At 58.6% G+C, this 16,265-nt stretch carries 10 protein-coding genes and 1 pseudogene; 2 read left to right on the top strand and 9 right to left on the bottom strand.

The annotated features are described in order from the left end of the window. From JHD62_RS22615 to JHD62_RS14020, 3 genes and pseudogenes are all read right to left on the bottom strand, one after another. The coding region (locus JHD62_RS22615; RefSeq protein WP_233160943.1) for a hypothetical protein at positions 1-201 on the bottom strand (201 nt) is incomplete at its 3' end. A 56-nt stretch (positions 202-257) separates the two neighbouring features. Beyond that, positions 258-1,214 (bottom strand): annotated as a pseudogene (locus JHD62_RS23085) (acyltransferase family protein); the annotation flags it as partial. Positions 1,215-1,575: 361 nt separating this feature from the next. Beyond that, on the bottom strand, positions 1,576-1,890 hold the full coding sequence (locus JHD62_RS14020; RefSeq protein WP_199103406.1) for a hypothetical protein: 315 nt from the start codon (positions 1,888-1,890) through the stop codon (positions 1,576-1,578). Between the two features lie 426 nt (positions 1,891-2,316). Between JHD62_RS14020 and JHD62_RS14015 the strand changes: the two genes are divergently transcribed. Further along, positions 2,317-2,601, top strand: coding sequence for a hypothetical protein (locus tag JHD62_RS14015; protein ID WP_199103405.1), 285 nt, complete (start codon positions 2,317-2,319; stop codon positions 2,599-2,601). Positions 2,602-2,661: 60 nt separating this feature from the next. Here JHD62_RS14015 and JHD62_RS23080 read toward each other — a convergent pair whose 3' ends face one another. From JHD62_RS23080 to JHD62_RS13985, 6 genes are all read right to left on the bottom strand, one after another. Further along, the gene (locus tag JHD62_RS23080; RefSeq protein WP_370541062.1) at positions 2,662-3,558 is read right to left on the bottom strand and encodes a PoNe immunity protein domain-containing protein; all 897 of its coding nucleotides are present in this window, start codon (positions 3,556-3,558) and stop codon (positions 2,662-2,664) included. Between the two features lie 273 nt (positions 3,559-3,831). After that, the gene (locus JHD62_RS14005) at positions 3,832-4,074 is read right to left on the bottom strand and encodes a hypothetical protein (RefSeq protein ID WP_199103403.1); all 243 of its coding nucleotides are present in this window, start codon (positions 4,072-4,074) and stop codon (positions 3,832-3,834) included. A gap of 89 nt (positions 4,075-4,163) precedes the next feature. Then, positions 4,164-4,418 carry a hypothetical protein gene (locus JHD62_RS14000; RefSeq protein ID WP_199103402.1) on the bottom strand — a complete coding sequence of 85 codons (255 nt, stop codon included), beginning with the start codon at positions 4,416-4,418 and terminating at the stop codon, positions 4,164-4,166. Further along, positions 4,415-5,149, bottom strand: a complete 735-nt coding sequence (locus JHD62_RS13995) for a hypothetical protein (protein ID WP_199103401.1) — start codon at positions 5,147-5,149, stop codon at positions 4,415-4,417. The genes JHD62_RS14000 and JHD62_RS13995 overlap by 4 nt, the downstream gene beginning before the upstream one ends. Positions 5,150-5,172: 23 nt before the next feature. Further along, positions 5,173-12,657 (bottom strand): hemagglutinin repeat-containing protein, encoded by a 7,485-nt coding sequence (locus JHD62_RS13990; protein ID WP_199103400.1) that lies wholly within the window; start codon positions 12,655-12,657, stop codon positions 5,173-5,175. Between the two features lie 23 nt (positions 12,658-12,680). Next, the gene (locus tag JHD62_RS13985; RefSeq protein WP_199103399.1) at positions 12,681-14,246 is read right to left on the bottom strand and encodes a ShlB/FhaC/HecB family hemolysin secretion/activation protein; all 1,566 of its coding nucleotides are present in this window, start codon (positions 14,244-14,246) and stop codon (positions 12,681-12,683) included. Positions 14,247-14,685: 439 nt separating this feature from the next. Here JHD62_RS13985 and JHD62_RS13980 point away from each other — a divergent pair, with 439 nt between their 5' ends. Further along, on the top strand, positions 14,686-16,167 hold the full coding sequence (locus JHD62_RS13980; protein WP_199103398.1) for a methyl-accepting chemotaxis protein: 1,482 nt from the start codon (positions 14,686-14,688) through the stop codon (positions 16,165-16,167). Positions 16,168-16,265: the final 98 nt, after the last annotated feature.

Genomic DNA, 16,265 nt, shown 5'->3' with positions numbered 1-16,265 from the left:
CCCCCCCCCCCCCCCCCCCCCCCCCCCCCCCCCCCCCCCCCCCCCCCCCCCCCCCCCCCCCCCCCCCCCCCCCCCCCCCCCCCCCCCCCCCCCCCCCCCCCCCCCCCCCCCCCCCTTTTCACGCAGAAGACGGCATACGCGATTATTGCGTTCGTCTCGTGGGCTCGGAGATGTGTATAAGAGACAGCTACAAACCGCCATGACAAGGTTGCAAGCACTATGCAAAGAATAAGGGCCAGTACATAACCTAATGCAGTATCGTTACCCAACGTAGCCAGCCTGTACAAGACAAAAACTGGTTGATGCCATAGATACAAGCTGTAGCTAATCAAACCAATGCCAACCAGCGGTGCGCTGCCTATAGTGGCTTTTGCATATTTCGTTCCATCCGAAAAAGCCAAGAACAAGGCTGAACCGATACACGCAAGCATAACAAACCAGAACTGCTGGCTTGGCTCATGAACCGAATAGAAAATTGCTATAAAAATAACCAGCAGCCCAGCCCAGGACAGGCTTTCCCTCATACCCAGACCAAGTTTATAACTTTGCTTATGCAATTTAATTGCATACAACCCAATCAGCAGTTCCCACGCTCTAGCTGGGAGCAAATAAAATGCAGCCGGGAAATTATGGTTATAAGCATAGTAAGAGTAAATTACGCTACCAACTAAGATGACCAAAAAAGCAAGCCTTCCTAATTTTGGTAGCTTTATACCAAACACCCAGAGCAATAGCGGAAAGAACAGATAATATTGCTCTTCTACGCCAAGGCTCCAAAGGTGCAGAACCGGATTGAGTTCCGACTGTAATCCAAAGTAATCTTCACCCTTAAGATACAGCAGTATATTAGAAGAAAATAACGCAGCTGCAACCAAACCTTGCCCGAAGGATTTGTATTCAGCTGGCAAAAAATATAAATAACCAACAATACTCGTAACAATGAGTATCAGAAACAAAGCCGGCGCAATACGCCTCACTCTGCGCTCATAAAACTTCAAAATAGAAAAACTATGGTTATTGAATTCAGCGGTCAGGATATTACCGATCAAATAACCGCTAATGACAAAAAATATGTCAACCCCGACATATCCACCAGCAAGCAACTGAAATTTTGCATGAAAGAGGACAACAGCCAGAACTGCTATGGCTCGCAGACCATCAACCTCTGGCCTATAATTTTTTGCTCTACTCTTAGATGTTTCCAACAAAACCACACCTTTTTTACGCTGAATTTTAGTAAATCATTAAATAGCAATATTGCTTTTCCGATGGGCGCAGACACTGCATTTTGTGACAGTTGCAGAAGTTAACAAAGTTTCAGCCACACATCAAAATGAATCTTTGCGCTGCAACAAAATTGTCGTCAAATTCGTTGTTGGTTTTTAAATAGGTTTGCCATTTTAAATACATGCTAATCAAAGCTAAAATTTCCTCACCCCGCCAAATACGTATAGTTACTGATGGACATCCTGTGAAAACTAGTAAAAACGTGTTTTGTTCGTAGGTCTGTTTAAATTGCAGGCAAATAAGCACACTGCACACCACCAACCATACGGTCGTTTTTCTTTGCCTCAACTACGGACTCAAGCGGTTTTGTTTCAAATGAAAATGATTTGCTTCGAATTTGAGCAACTCATCCCATTGCGTCATGGTCAGGATTGTTTCAATCCAAAACGCTGCCAACGGAACTGCCACCGCTTTAGCATGCAGACTTGTACATGCCAGGTGGCGATGGCAGCCGTATTCATCGCTCGCAACCATGTAGTGCCCTGCTTTGATGCAGCAAACTTGTTGCGCTTGTTTTGACAGGTTCTTGCAGCGGATGGTGGGGTGCTCAGCACCTGTTCGCCCCTTGCAGGCTTTCCGCTTTTGTATGTTGCCAATCGGCATTCATTCGACGCTCGCCCATGCCTTGCTTTTCCGCCTCATAGGCGACACGCGTCATTCCTCACGCTAGGTGGCGCGGTCTGCTTCCGTTTACCTTGGCAGTGGTGAACCTTGCCTTCCCACCCGCAGCACTAGATAATCCCCTCCGTGCTGTTCAATAGCGGCACCGGGATTGGCGTCCTGTAATCAGACGGACTTTGGTCAAAGCCCATGCTTTGTCGCGTCCGTACACCATTGCACGTCTTCTATGGCGGGCCATGGTGGGAGCCTCTTACGAGGCGCCGTTCCTGATTACGGTACGCCAATCCTGCCATGTGCCTGCCACCCCCGATTGGCGTCGTGGGCAGGCTTACCTTAATCAGGAGCCGATATGCCATTTCTCATCTATTTGCCTGCACTTCCCGCAACGGTTTACTGCGAGGGAGTGCCATGTTGACGACTGATCCCCCACCCCTTGCGGTATTACCCCTGATGCGCCAACACATCGTGCTGCTACAAGCCATGCTGCAGCAGGACCGCTTTGCCGCGCTGCGCAGCCCGGTGCAGGAGTTGGCACATAGCTTTGCCCAGTTGGAATCGGCATTGCGGGAACAGGCCCAGACGCTAGAGGCAGTAATGGCCTTGCTGGCCTTACATCCGTCTGATGCCTACCGCAGGCACTTGATGCAGGGCTTGCTGGGTTTGCAGCAGCAACAGCAGCAATTGCTGGCGTAAACCTGCGTAGTCCTACCTTGTGGAAGCAGCCTGGCGTTGTGAATGGCCGGGCTGTTACTGTTAACGCCCCAGTAAACGCTGCCACCAGCTTTTGCTTGGCAGGCTGGGAATGGTGGGCGTTTGATCGTCGCTGTCATCCGGGCGGGCGGGGTGGGTGCTGGGGCCATTGGGCCGCAGCAGGTCGCCGGGGTAGTATTCCAGTCCCAGGCATTGGCTGTCATCCAGGCCAAAGGCTTTGACCGCCGCTACCGCTTCTACGCACCAGCGGCCAAAGTAACCGCTGTCCTCTAGCTGCCGATTTCCCAAGCTGTACCAATACGGACGTTCATACATGGCGGTAGCCGGGGCATTGCCGGGCTTGGCCGGGCGGTCCAGTTCGCGATACCAGTGGCGCACAAAGTCGGCCAGCAGCCCGGATTGCTGTGCTGGTGGGGCGTCAATGGCCTTGAGCAGTCGTTGATAAGGCTTGGGGTGGCACAGCGTGTCGCCAATCTTGCGCCCTATCTGGCGGCTGGCAATGATGCGGTCCAGCAAGTGGTCTTCGCCTTCGTTGCCGATCAATACCAGCAGCCGTTGCCATGGCCCATCCGGCAGTTCCAAGGCCAAGGCCAGCCCCACCAGCCAGAAGCAGACGATGTAGTGGTCCAGATTCACCTTCCAGGCGTGACGGGTGTATTGCTGTTGCGGGGTAAACACGTCTTTGCCCAAGCGTTCTGACTCTTCCCAGGCATCCAGCAAGGGCGGGAAGTATTGCGCCAGTTCCTTGATGTCGTCGCCACGGGAGTAGCGGCTGAATAGCAAGTGCCAATTCTCTCTTGAAATTGAAAACATATATTGAGGAGCATAGGATACATCTCCACCGGGCTTATTCGCAGTCTCCCAACGATCACATATATCTTCAATAAGGAATTTTACCAAGCCATCCCAGTATGCACGATTGCCAATTAACGACCGCACTATTTTATCCCTTTTAATAGTTTCGATGCTGCCTCTGGATTTGGAATCAATTTACCGTCCTTACCCATCACACCTACCGTGACTCGACCAAAAGGATCAGTATGTACTAGCCATTTTTCAACCATCCCCTCACTCAGGGCTTTTTCTACTTTTGATGCATTAGATAGGCCCACCGACTCCAATATCCGGTTGTAAATTGATCAGCTGGTAGCAGCCTCTCAGTGATTATATTTTAATTTAAAATTAAATAGAATTGCGCACTTTGCTTCAAACTCACACCGCACCCCAATAGCCATGAAATGGACCATCTGGACAAACCAATCGCCAAACACTATCAATCTCCTTAAAGTAAAACCATCTTTCTTTAAAATTTTCACCGGCATAGTAGTTCTTTACATCCACCTCAACCGCACAGCCAGCATCAACTTCCCTTTGAAGCCATCGTTCAAATCGATTGAGTTCACCAGGTGACTTGAACCCATCAATTACCTCGAGATTATTGCTCACAGTTCCCATTTAATTCATTTTTGGTCAATTTAAATACTCATCAGAAACAAATTTTGCTCACACTCCCTACGACTCTTTGAACATCACAATATTTTATTCTATTTGACCAATCTTGGTTTATTGATTGCATCAAGCAAACCTTCCAACTCTATACCATACTGATTTGGCTCAAAGCTCTCATCAATACCTTCCATCATAAATTCTTCATTTATCAATTCACAGAGCCTGTCAATGGCTTTCATTTCAACATCACCCCTTAAGGCAGCATCAAACATATTCAAATCCTCACCACACATTTTAGATTTAAGGGTTATCAATAGTTTCTTTTGTGTATCAGATAAATTGATCATCATTTTGCCACCCCGGCAGCACTTGTACCCCACGCAGTAACTACATTACCTTGCGGATTAACAACTACGGTTGCATTTACCCCAACATATTTAAATGTCGGACCATACTTACTTGGTACATATTGTATTGCTGTTGGATTAGAGAACGCATCTACCACCGCAGCTTGATTTACACCTATCCCTGAATCTCTACGTGCGATTTGAGCTATAGCGTGATCGGAATAGCTTACAATTTGTGTTGGAGCACGTACCCCTGCTGCCTGCTCGGCAGACAATTGCATGCTCAACCTCGCAGCTTGGATCGAGCTTATAGCTGCTCCATTTGTAGTAACAGCAGACTTTGCAGCCAAGTTAGTAATCGCCTGCCCCGCCACATTGGCCCCGGCCTTGGCGGCGGTGACCGCCACTTTACCCGCGCCCATCGCGGCAGTCGCTGCACCCACCACATCGACCGCCAGCCGTCCGGCTTCTACCCCGGCGGTGACGGAGCCGTCCCAGCCGCCATCATTGTAGGCCTTGGTCATCAGGTCTATACGTTGGCGGTAGTCTTGCACAATGCTGTCGCCTACCTTGCTGCGGAAGGCGGGGTCGTTGACCAGGGCGACCAGGGTTTTCTGGGTGTCGCTCCAGTTGGCTACCATGTCCACCACGTTTTCGACCTGTTGGTAGCTTTGCAGGCCGATGCCGCCGCCAACGCCCACCAGCAGGCCAACGTTCTGTTTGCCGCTGATCAAGCCGTATTTCAGTTCTACCGCGCTCAGGCAGCTTGGCTTGCCTTTGCAGGCGGCCTTTTCCGCATCTTTGGCAAATTGCTGTTTGGGGTGAGGTAGTTGTTTGTGACTTCATTAAATGCCGCCCCCGCCCCAGTACTGCCGCCTACCACCCCGCCCGCTGCACTGCTGGCCAGCGTAACCAGGGTGTTGTACAGAGCCGGGTTGTTCTCCTGGGTGATACCGTTTTCTTTGAGCAAGCGGCTGGCTTCGACTGCGGTGAGGCTGCCGGTCAAGCTGCCTGCGGCCCCCGCTGCGCCGCCAGTGAGGCCGCCGATGACGGTGTGCAGGCCAATGCGCAGTTTGCCTTGTTCGCCCCAGTCCTGATTGATTTGCTCGGCTTGGGCGAGCAGTTGTTGGGCTTGTTGCTCCTGGCCGTCGACGTGGGCTTGTTTGGCTTGTTCGATCAGTGCATTGGCTTGTTTGATTTTGGTTTCGGCGTATTTCCCCACCGCACTGCTGGCTTGCTGCCCAAAGGTTTGGGTAATTAGCGTTTGCGCGTCGATGTCTTGTTGCACTTTGTCGGCGTCGAAGATGCGTTGGATGCCGCTTTGCGGGTCACCAGTGCGGGCGGCGCTGTTGCCGGCGATGCCGCTGATGCCGCTGCGGGTGTCGCTGGCGGCGCTGCCGCTGTCGTTGCCAAAGCCAACGCCGGAGCCGGACGGGCTCCACATGCCTTGCTGGTTCATCGATGTACCGATGTTGAGGCTGGTGCTGCTGGCGTTGTAGTCGGCCTGATTGTGCAGGTCGGTCATGGCGAGCTGGCCGCCTGTTTCAAACTGGTTGTTTTGTTGCTGGACGGCGGTTTCGGTGCTGCTGATGACGCCGCCGGTGAGGGTGGTGTCGCCTGCGACCTTGACGTGGAAGCCGCCGTCGCCGGCCAGGATGCCGCTTTGTTCGCCTACGCTGAGGTAGTCGCTGTTGATTTTGCTTTGGCTCATGCTGAGGCTGCCGCCCATCATGCCGTAGCCGATGGACAGGCTGCCGCCCAGGCTGTTTTGTTTGCTGTCGTAGTGGTCTTGGTCTTGCAGGCTTTCGATGGTGAGATGGCCGCCGACCTTGGCTTGTACGCTGGGGGCGGCCACCACGGCGCCTTTGAGGGTGGTGTCGCCGCCGCTGCTGAGGCTGATGTTGTCGCCGGCGTTGAGATGGCTGTTGTGGTAGCGGGTGCTGTCGCCGTCGGCATGGCCGCGGTTTTTGCTGGCGCTGGCGCTAAATAGCATGCCGTCTGTGCCGAAGCTGATGCCGATACTGCCGCTGCGGCCGCTGTTGCTGCTGTGTTGTTGGTCGCTGTCCTGGCTGGCTTGTAGCTGGATGCGGTTGTCGGCGTTGAGGCTGATGGCCTTGGTAGCGGTCAGGTCGCTGCCTTGAATCAGGATGTTGCTGTCCTGGCCTGCGCCGCTGGCGTGCAGGCTGAGGTTGCCGGCGGCTTGGACGCGGCTGGCGGCACTGGTGTCGGAGGATGATTCTCGGTGTGATTTATTGCTGCTACTACCCACCGAGAGGCTGAGGTTGATGCCACCGGCTTTGTCGGCGGCGTTGGCGTCGCGGGTTTTGGGTTTGCCGTCGGGGCCGATTTCGCGGGTGAGGATTTGATTGTCTTTGCCATTGATGGTGCTGCCTTGGCCGTCCTGGATGGCGGTGTAGGCGGCGTAGCCGGACAGGCCGCTGCTGGCGGCGGCCAGGGCTTTCATGCGGCTGTCGCTGGTTTTGCTGGCGGCCTTGGCCATCTGGTCGGCGGTCTGGATAGCGTTGAGGACGGGGCTGGAGAGGGCCAGGGTGAGGCCGCTTTGCTTGAACCAGCTGTCGCTGAAGTTGTGTGTGGTTTCGCGTGCTTCGGTGATGGCGATGTCTTTGGCCTGGATGGTGATGTCGCCGCCGCCATTCACGCCGGTGGCCAGTACATTGCTGCCGGTTTGGGTGTAGTGCTGCCCGGCGCTGAGGGTGACATTGCCGCTGAGTGCGCCAACGGTGCTGCCGACGGCCTGGGTGGTGCGGGTGCTGTCGTCCTGGCCTTGGGCGCGGCTGCCGATGGTGATGCCAAAGCCGCCGCTGCCCATCAGGCCGGATTTTTGTTCGCTGTGCTGGCTGGCGTAGCGGTCGGTGTTGCTGGCGGCTTGCAGGCTGAGACTGCCACCCGCTTGCAGTATGGTGCCCTGGTCGCTGACCACCTGGCTGCCAATCAGGCTGAGATCGCCACCGGCGATGGCGCTGACGGTGTGGCCGCTGACGCTGCTGCCCTTGGCCCAGCTTTGTGCGCCCTGGTAGCTGTCGTCGCTGCTGCGGCTGCTGAGCAGGCCTTTTTTGCTGCTGTGGCTTTGCCATTCCAGTTGCTGGGTTTGCTGGCCGCTGGCGAGGGTGAGGTCTTGTCCGGCTTGCAGCTGGACCTGGCCTTGGGCGCTGTCGAGGGTGGCGGCAGTGGCGGCGAGATTGCCTCCGGCCTGCAGGGTGAGGTCGCCCTGGGTGTTAAGGCGGCTGCCGGTTTGGTCTGTGCTGCCTTGGGCGGACCAGTTGTTCTGATTGAAGGTAATGCGGTGTTGCTGGGCGGTGTCGACGGTGCCGAGCGTGAGGTCTTGTCCGGCTTGCAGCACGGTGCTGCCGCTGTATTGGCTGATGAGCTGGCTGCCGCTGAGGTCGAGGTTGCGGCCTGCGGCCAGCAGCATGGGGCCTGTGCCCTGCCCCAGGTAGAGCCCGGCCATGCGGTCGAGTGCGGTTTGTTGCAGGGTGTTGCCGCCGCTGCCATGTTGTTGGCTATAGGTGGTGCTGGCGCTGGTGAGGTCGCGCCCGGCACTCAGGCTGAGGCTGTGGTCGGCCTGGATGCGTCCGCCCTGGTTGTTGAGGTCGGTGTTGGCATGGGCGGCCACGGTGCTGCCTTGCAGGCGTCCGGCCAGGTTGTGGATGGTGTCGGCGTTGATGGTAAGCAGTTGTCGTCCGGCCACGCGGCCCTGATTGGTAAGGTCGCCATTCAGTTGCAGTTGCAGCCGGTCTGCGGCCAGGATGGCACCGCTGGGGGCCAGATCGCCTTGCTGCAGTTTGACGTATACCTGCGGCACCAGTACTTGCTGGCTGCGGCCATCCGGCAGGGTGACGGTTTGGCTGACCAGCCAGACGATGTCGCTGGTGAGCTGGGCCATTTGCGCGGCGGTGAGTGCTACACCGGGCACCAACTGGTGGCTGGCGGCAAAGGTTTTGCCGTTGTCCATCAGCGCGCGGAACTGGGCCTGACCGTCGTTATAGCCTGCCAGCAGGCTTTGGCCGGTGAGGCGGCTGATTTGCTGGTTGATGAGTTGTTGTTCGTAGTAACCATCTCCCAGGCGTTTGAGGGAGGTATTGGGGTCGGGCGACAGCCCGGCCAGCAGATAATCGCTGCCCAGCCAGGCTTGGCGGTTGGTGAGACTGGGGTCGGTTTCCAGCAGCGGTGCCGGGCCATCGGGCTGGATGCGATACAGGCTGCTGCGTGGCAACTGGATGGTGGGCGGCTGGGTGAGCACGCTGCCGGGAATGCCGTTGCTGCCGGGTTCCAGTTGTACCGTGCCATTGCTGGTCTGGCTGAGCCGGGCGACTTCGCTGCCGGGAACGGGCGGGGCAATGGGGCTGGGTCCGGGGCGACCCCGGTCCAGATTGGCGACGGTGTCGGCATTGATGATCAGGCTGGTCTTGCCCTGGATGCTGGCATCGACGCTGCCTATGGTTTCGCGGATGTCGGCTTGGGGATAGGCAAAACGGCCACCGGAGTACATCTGGATTTGCACGTCAAACTGGTGATTACGGTACAGGGTGGCGGCGGTGTTGATGATCTGGCTGCCTGTTCCACCATCGATTTGCAGTTGGTCTGCGGCACTGATCTGGCCGTACTGGTTGTCCAGCAGCTGGCCCGGCTGCAGCAGCATATTGCCACCGGCACGGATGGTGGGCGCTGCGCCCGTATCTGCGGTTAGTACGTCGTCCTGTGCTGTGTGGTGGGCAGTGCGGCGCAGTTCGTTAAACGGCTCGGTGGTGCCAAGCCCGGTACGGTTGACGACCGTGTGTATTGGATCGGTAAGTTGATAAGGCGTGAATAACAATACGCAGTTACTGCTGCAACTGCCGTATTGCGCGTCGTAACGGACGGCATCGGTCTGGTAGGAGAAGTATGGCGCACCACCGGTCCCGCCCGGCCCGTGCAACAGCAGGAAAGGGTCGAGCCCATCCGGGCTTTGGTCCGGATTGATCACACTATCCTGGCGGTAAGTGTAGTAAATGGTTTGGGTTTGCGGCTGATCGATGGCGATGCGCCAGCGCTCGCCAGTCATGCCCCAGCCACGGCCATTGGCAAAGAAAAAAGTACTGGTGTGCGGGCTGAGTTTGACCACTGCACGGCCCAGCACCTTGCCATCCGGGGTGATGATCTGGTCGTTGCTGATGATGTCAGCCGGGTCGACAATGTAGATTTGCGTAGCGCGGTAGTTGGCGGAGGCACGCAAGTCGCCACCGTTATGACCATTCCCCTGCCAGCCGGGCAGGTTCATGGTGACGGTTTCATCCATGCTGCTTTGCTGGGTAATGCCCACCCGCAGGCGCTGGTTGCGTACCGTGTCGGCGCTGATCTGCATATTGCCCGCAGCGTCGATGCTGGCCGACTGATTGTCCACCAGGCTGGAGGGGCGGCTGATCTGTCCGCTGCTGTCAAAGCCGCCGCCTATCACCATGTCGCCCAGGCTGATCAACTGGGCGTTTTCCCCATTGCGCAGTTGGTCGGCGGCAATGCCCAGCTGTTGCCGAGCGGCGATCACCGCTGCCTGGCCTGCCAGCGGGGTGTTGTCCAGCAAGGGGGCAGCCAGCAACAGGCGGTCGGCATAGATGCGCCCGCTGCCGCGATTGCTGATGGTTTCACCGGCTTGAATGCTGGCATCTCCGGCGTCTATCAGGCCCTGGTTGTCGAGGCTGGTGGTGGCTTGCAGGTTAAGCGTGCTGGCGCTGATGTCGGCCTGGCTGGCATTGCTGATGCTGTCCGCCTGTATGCTGGCGCTGCCGCCAGCGCGCAGGCCGGACTGGTTATCCAGCTTGCCAGCAGTGCTGAGCGCGAGGTTTCTCCCGGCCTGGATGGCGGCTTGTACGGTGAGGTCTTGCTGGCTATTGAGCGTGAGGTCTTGCCCGGCAACAAACTGGCCGGTGCTGGCCAGCTGCCTGGCCTGGATGGCCAGATTGCCGTTGGCGCTGGTTTGTCCGCCCTGTTGTTGCAGCGTGTCCGCGTGCAGTGCGGCATCGCCCAGGCTGAGCAATTCGCCCTGGTTGCGCAGGGATTGCGCAGCGGCCAGCGTCAGGCTGGATTTGGCGGCAATCAGCCCGGCCTGGTTGTCCAGCGTATTGCTGCTCAGGGTAAGGGTATCGCCCATAATCAAGCCGCCCTGATTGCGCAGGGTACTGCTGTTGATATCCAGCGTGGAAGCCTGAATGCGCCCGTCTTGCAGGTTGAACAGGTCACCGCTGTTCAGGGCCAGCTTGCCACCGGAGAGCACGCCCCGTGCGTCGCCACTGTCTCCATTCCATAGTGCTTGTCCGCCGGTATCCAGGAGCAGGCTTTGGCTGGCAGCCAGCAGGCCACCCGTATTGTTCACCATGCCGCTATTGGCGCTGATGTCGCGGGCAAAGATACCGCCCTGGCGGTTATCGATGTCGCCGCCATTGAACAGCAGCCCGGCGGCTTCCAGCCAGCCGGCACGGTTGTCCAGTTGCCCCGCTAACAGCCTGAGTTCACCCCCTGCGGCAATGTTGCCCAGGCCGTTGTCCAGCGTGGCGGTGCGCAGGGTCATGTCCTTCCCGGCCACCAGAGTGCCGTCTTGATTGTGGATGGCCCCGGTGTCGATGAGTGCCTGATCGACATACAGCTGGCCTTGCCGGTTATCCAGCAAGGGGCCGAACAGTTGCAGCGTGCGCAACTGCATGCTGCCGTGGTTCTGCAAGCCTTGTTGCAGGCTCAGGTCGATACCGCCATTGGCCAGCAGGCTGCCGCTGTTATCCAGCAGGCCGGCCACGTGAAGGGTGCCGTCGGGCAATGTCTGCGCTGGCACGGGCTGGCTGTAAACCGGGGCATCCCCACCCGGTGCGCTCGTGCTGTCTGTGGCTGGCGGCGTGATCGCGCCGTCATCCGGTGTGGATGGTAGCTCAGGCGCAGTGCCGGCTTTGGGCGGCAGGCCCACCACCCCGCTGCTGTGCAAGGCATTGGCCTGCACCGTTAAGCCTTGCTGGCCGGTCTGGCTAAGTTGGCCAGCGTTGTCCAGGCTGGCGGCGTCTATCTGCAAACGCTGGCCGCTGATGTTGCCGCTGGCGGTATTACTGATATCGCTGGCATCAAGCAGCAGTTCGCGCCCGGCATTGATCAGCCCGCTATTGGTGAGTGGCCCGGTGGCAATGTGCAGGTTGTGGCTGGCCGACAAGGTGCCGTCATTGTCCAGCCCCTGGCTTTGCAGCTGCATACTGCCGCCCTGCTGCGCCAGCATGCGTCCGGTGTTTTCAAGGCGGCCATCCAGGTGCAACTGCAAATCGCCCTGACTTGCCACCAACTCACCGGCATTGCGTGCGCCCAGGCCGTGTTCGGTAGCCAGCAGGGTGATTTTGCCAGCGTACATGCCACCCACCGCGGCCACGTCCAGGCTGTAGGCGGGCGTGGCACTGCCGGGTGCTGGCGGGGTAGTGGCCACCACCTTGCCACTGGCATCCAGCTGGTTCTGCCCGGTGGTCAGTTGCAGTTGCTGCGCCCACAGCCCGGCATTCAGTTGCACGGCACGCGCCAGGATGGTGGTGTAGTCGCTGCCGCTGTCGTTCAGCCCTGCGCCGTTAATCTGCAACATGCCGTTGCCGGTCTGGAAGCCTTGCACTACCCCGCCAGCAAGCTGCGGCGTGGCAGCGGCAAAGGTGCTGCGGTTGGCATTGAGCACAGTCACGCCATCAATACGCAGGCCGGAGGGGTTGGCGATGATCAGGTCTGCCCGTGCACCGGCAATTTCCATGGTGCCACTCAGGCGTGACGGGTTGGCGCTGTTGATCTGGTTGACGATGACTCTGGCACTGCCACCGGCCAGCCACGGGTTGCCTGCCACCCATCCGGCGCTTTGGGTCTGGCTGGCGCTGCGGCCGTTATTGAAGATGGTGACCGGTGTGGTGGTGTCGAACTGGCGATACTGGTTCATCGACACCCCACCGGCAGTAGGGGTCTGGATATTGATTTGTACCGCACCGCTGGCGGTATTGAGGATGGTGGGGCGCTGCCCGGCAGGCGCGGCAGGGTCGGCCAGAATCTGCGCCAGTGCCACAGCGGGCAGGCCTAGCAGCAGGATGGCCAGCGCCAGCGGCTGCCATGCCCAACAGGTGCGGGGCTGGCTGGTGCGCGCGCGAAGGTGGTGCTGCCCTTGCCAGGCAGTGGCACATTCCGCCACAGGCATCAGCAGATTGCGCAGGGGGTTGAAAACCAGACGGTGACAATGACGGTTCATGCTTTACGCTCCGGTGACGGGAGTCAAAAACGGTAGGCAAGGGAGAAGCCCCCGGTGCTGCCGGGGGTGCGAAAATGGGTGGGGTAGCGCAGTGGCTTGCTGATGAACACGTCGTAGTCGAAACCAAGCAACTGGCCACGGCTGCCAAGGGCAATGCCGCTCAGCCGACGGCCCGGCAGCAAGGCCGCCGATTGGCCACCGACTTCGCCATGGTCGTAAGCCAGATAGATTTCACGTCCTTTGAATTGCCAGCCCAGCTCATTGCGTACCAGCCAGCCACGATCGGCACTAAGCTGGTTATCGCCGTTGAAGCCGCGCACGGTGCTGCGGCTGCCGATAGAAAAGCGGTCCAGCGGAATCAATGGAGTCTGGTTGTATTGGCCGCGCCAGACCGAACTGAACTGCCAGGCCTGGCCCAAGCCGCGGAAGGGTAATACCAGTTGTGCCTCGGCCCGCCATAGCTGCAAGCGGGCGCTGCCCTCGTTGAACGCCTCTTCCGGAGCCGCTTGCGCATGGCGCGCACCAGTACCACGCCGGTAATTCAGGCTGGCGCTGAATGCGCCCTCACCCAGGCGGGTTTCGTGAGCTACGCCCAGCTCCCAGCCCGCCATGCGGCGGCGTTGCACGTCGATTTCGGCATCGTTGATGAAGCTGCTGGCCTTGCGTTGCCACAGTTGCAGGTTGAGGCCGGTTTTGCTGTCGGCATTGCGCAGCAGCAAGCGCGATAGCGTGAGCGCCGCGTTCTCGCTTTTGCCGTGATAGAGGTACCTTTCATAAGCACCGGCCACCGACTGGCGATAACGCCCATCATTCAGTGTCAGACCGAGCAGCCAGTACCCCAGTGGCAGGCTGTAATTGAGCGTGTTGTTTTCAGAGCCCCGTTCGCCATCCTGACCACCACCCAGCGCCTGGCTGCGGGACAGGCTGAGCATGTCATTGAGCGTCAGCAGATGGTCCACCGCCAGCGTGGCACTGCCTTGCAGCACCCCGGTGGCCTTGCTGCCGCCATCATCCAGCTGCAATGACAAGCGGTATGGCCTGTGTTGCCGCCATTGCACCAGCACGTCGCTGCTGTTGGGCGGCGCATCGGCGGCGCTGGCCGGGGCAATCTGGAAGTCCGCCTGCACCGAAGGCAGGCGTTGCAGGTTTTCCAGCCCTTGTTCGATGTCACGCAGATTGAGCACACCGCCAACGCTGCTTGGCAGGGCATTCCACAGTCGCAGCCCCGGCGTACTGTCGGCAGTGGGTTTTATCTGATGAATGAAACCCGGCAGCAGGGTGAACACCAGCTGACCATTGCTCAGGTTTTGCGGGCTGACCAGCACCCGGGAAGTGACAAAACCTTGTACCAGCAGCGCGTTCTGCATGCGACGTTGCAGCAGGCTGACGCCCTGGCTGCCAAGGCAGCGCTCAATGGCGCTGTCCGGCTGGGCGGCAGCATGCAATAGCCACTGAAAGCGTGCGGATAACTCGCCTTGCAGCAATAACTGCCGTATCGGGAAGCATGGCTGTTCTGCCGGTGGCAGGGGCGTAGCCGCAGGCAGGCTGCTGTCTGCGGCGGCAGCAAGTTCGGTAACCGGCGAAAGCACTTGCGCGCGGGAACATCCCGGCCACAAACAGGCAAGCAATGGCAACACGCCTGCCAAGCTGCGCGGTACAAACCGGAAATTGGGAATCAAATGGCAGCCAAATAGCGGAAATCGGGACATTGTCATGATTTGCCGATTGTCCAAATGCCACACTGCTTGGCCTATCAGCGCATTCCCAAATTGACAGCATACTTTTCGGCACCTGCCGGTAATACTGGCTGGTTTTGGCCGGACCGGTTCAGCACACGCTGAAGGTCTGTCCGCGGCAGGGCAAGAAATACACAGCCCTCACTGGCTGAGCACCCCGCTGGCACGTGCTCAGCAAATAGCATGATTGCCGATTTCAAACAGTTGTTTTACATTAGCCAATCGCCTGAAATAGGGCGTAAAAATCAAAACAATACTTACAAATCAAGACGCAACGAGGGAGACTCACCACATGACTGCCAAGTCCGTTACCGACTGGTTCATACCGGAAACCATCCGCCAATCCCCCGCCCAGGCCATTGGCGCACGCACGACAGTGGGCGTTGGCCTGCTGGCCGGTTGCATTGCCCCGCTGTTTTCCATCGAGTATTTCATGCTGAATCACCCGGCCATGGGCACCGGCATTGCACTGGGCGGGCTGGGTTTGTTGCTGGCGCCACTCTTGCTGAAACTAACCGGCGCACTGCGTTTTTGTGCCGAGCTGATTACCAGCTGCATGTTCGTGATGGTGTGCTGGATGGTGTATGTCAACGGCGGCATCATGTCCACCAGCGTGGTGTGGTTTGCGTCCATTCCGTTTACCGCCATTTTCGTGTCCACCCGCCGCTCCGGCATGGTGTGGATGGTGCTGACCATTCTGGCTATCGGTCTGTTCTTTTTGCTGTCGTCCGACCCCGGTGCGCTACCACCGGTGCCGATCGACCATGCCGAAATTCCCAAACTGCAAGCCAAGTCGCTGATCGGCCTCACCATCGTGGTGTTGTCGCTGGCCATGGCCTTTGACAAGGCCAAGGTAAAAAGCCTGGAGCGGCTGGAACAGGCACGCGCCGAGTCCGAGCAGGCCAGCCGCGCCATGCGCGAGATGATGGAACAGGTGGCCCGCTCCATTCGCGCCGCCTCCAGCGCCAGCCGCGACATAGCCGACAGCACCGGGCTGATGGCACAAACCATGGCCGAGCAGCGCAGCCGTGCCGAAGACATGATGGTGGTGGCACAGCAGATGGCGGTAGTCACCAGCCAGAATGCCGCCCAGTCCGACAGCGCCACCCGGCTTGCACAAACCGCAGGGCAGGCGGCCAGCAGCGGCGGCCAGGTGATGGATCAGGCGGTATTGCAACTGGGCCGCGCCGGGGAAGTCATCTCGCATGCCGCCAGCAAGCTGGAAGACCTGGGCCAGCGCAGTACCGAGGTCAACGGCATCGTGCAGCTGATTCGTGACATTGCCGACCAGACCAACCTGCTGGCGCTCAATGCCGCCATCGAAGCGGCCCGCGCGGGTGAAATGGGGCGCGGTTTTGCCGTGGTGGCGGACGAGGTACGCAAGCTGGCGGAGCGCACGCAGAACGCCACGCTGGATATCGAAACCAAGATCAAGCTGATTGTGGATGGCACCAATCAGGCCATCATCGCCATGCGCGACGGCAACAGCCAGATGCAGGCCGGGCGCAGCAATGCGCAGGAGGCGCAGCAGAACCTGCAAGGCATCATTCAGGAAACCCGCCAGCTGGCCAGCCTGCTGGAGGAAGTTTCCCGCGCCGAAAGCAGCCAGAACCAGGGCTTTGCCCAGTTTGCCGGTGACATTACCGCCGTGGGCGAATCCACCCGTTCGCTGTCCACCGAAACCCGCTCCATTGCCGATGCAATCAAGCGGCTGGACCAGTTGCTGGATGAGCTGGGCCGCTCCTCACATGCGCAGGAGGCGGCCATGGCCTGAACCCCAGCCCCGCCCGCCATCACAGACCGCCGCCCAGGCGGTCTTTTGCTTTCAGACGCCTGCCCGGCCTCTGTTATACTGGCGGGCTTGTGTAAACC

Origin of the sequence: Aquitalea sp. ASV11 (assembly GCF_016429185.1) — a bacterium.
GTDB lineage: Bacteria > Pseudomonadota > Gammaproteobacteria > Burkholderiales > Chromobacteriaceae > Aquitalea > Aquitalea pelogenes.
The sequence above is the reverse complement of the archived record's forward strand: the minus strand, read 5'-3'. Positions and strand labels throughout refer to the sequence as shown.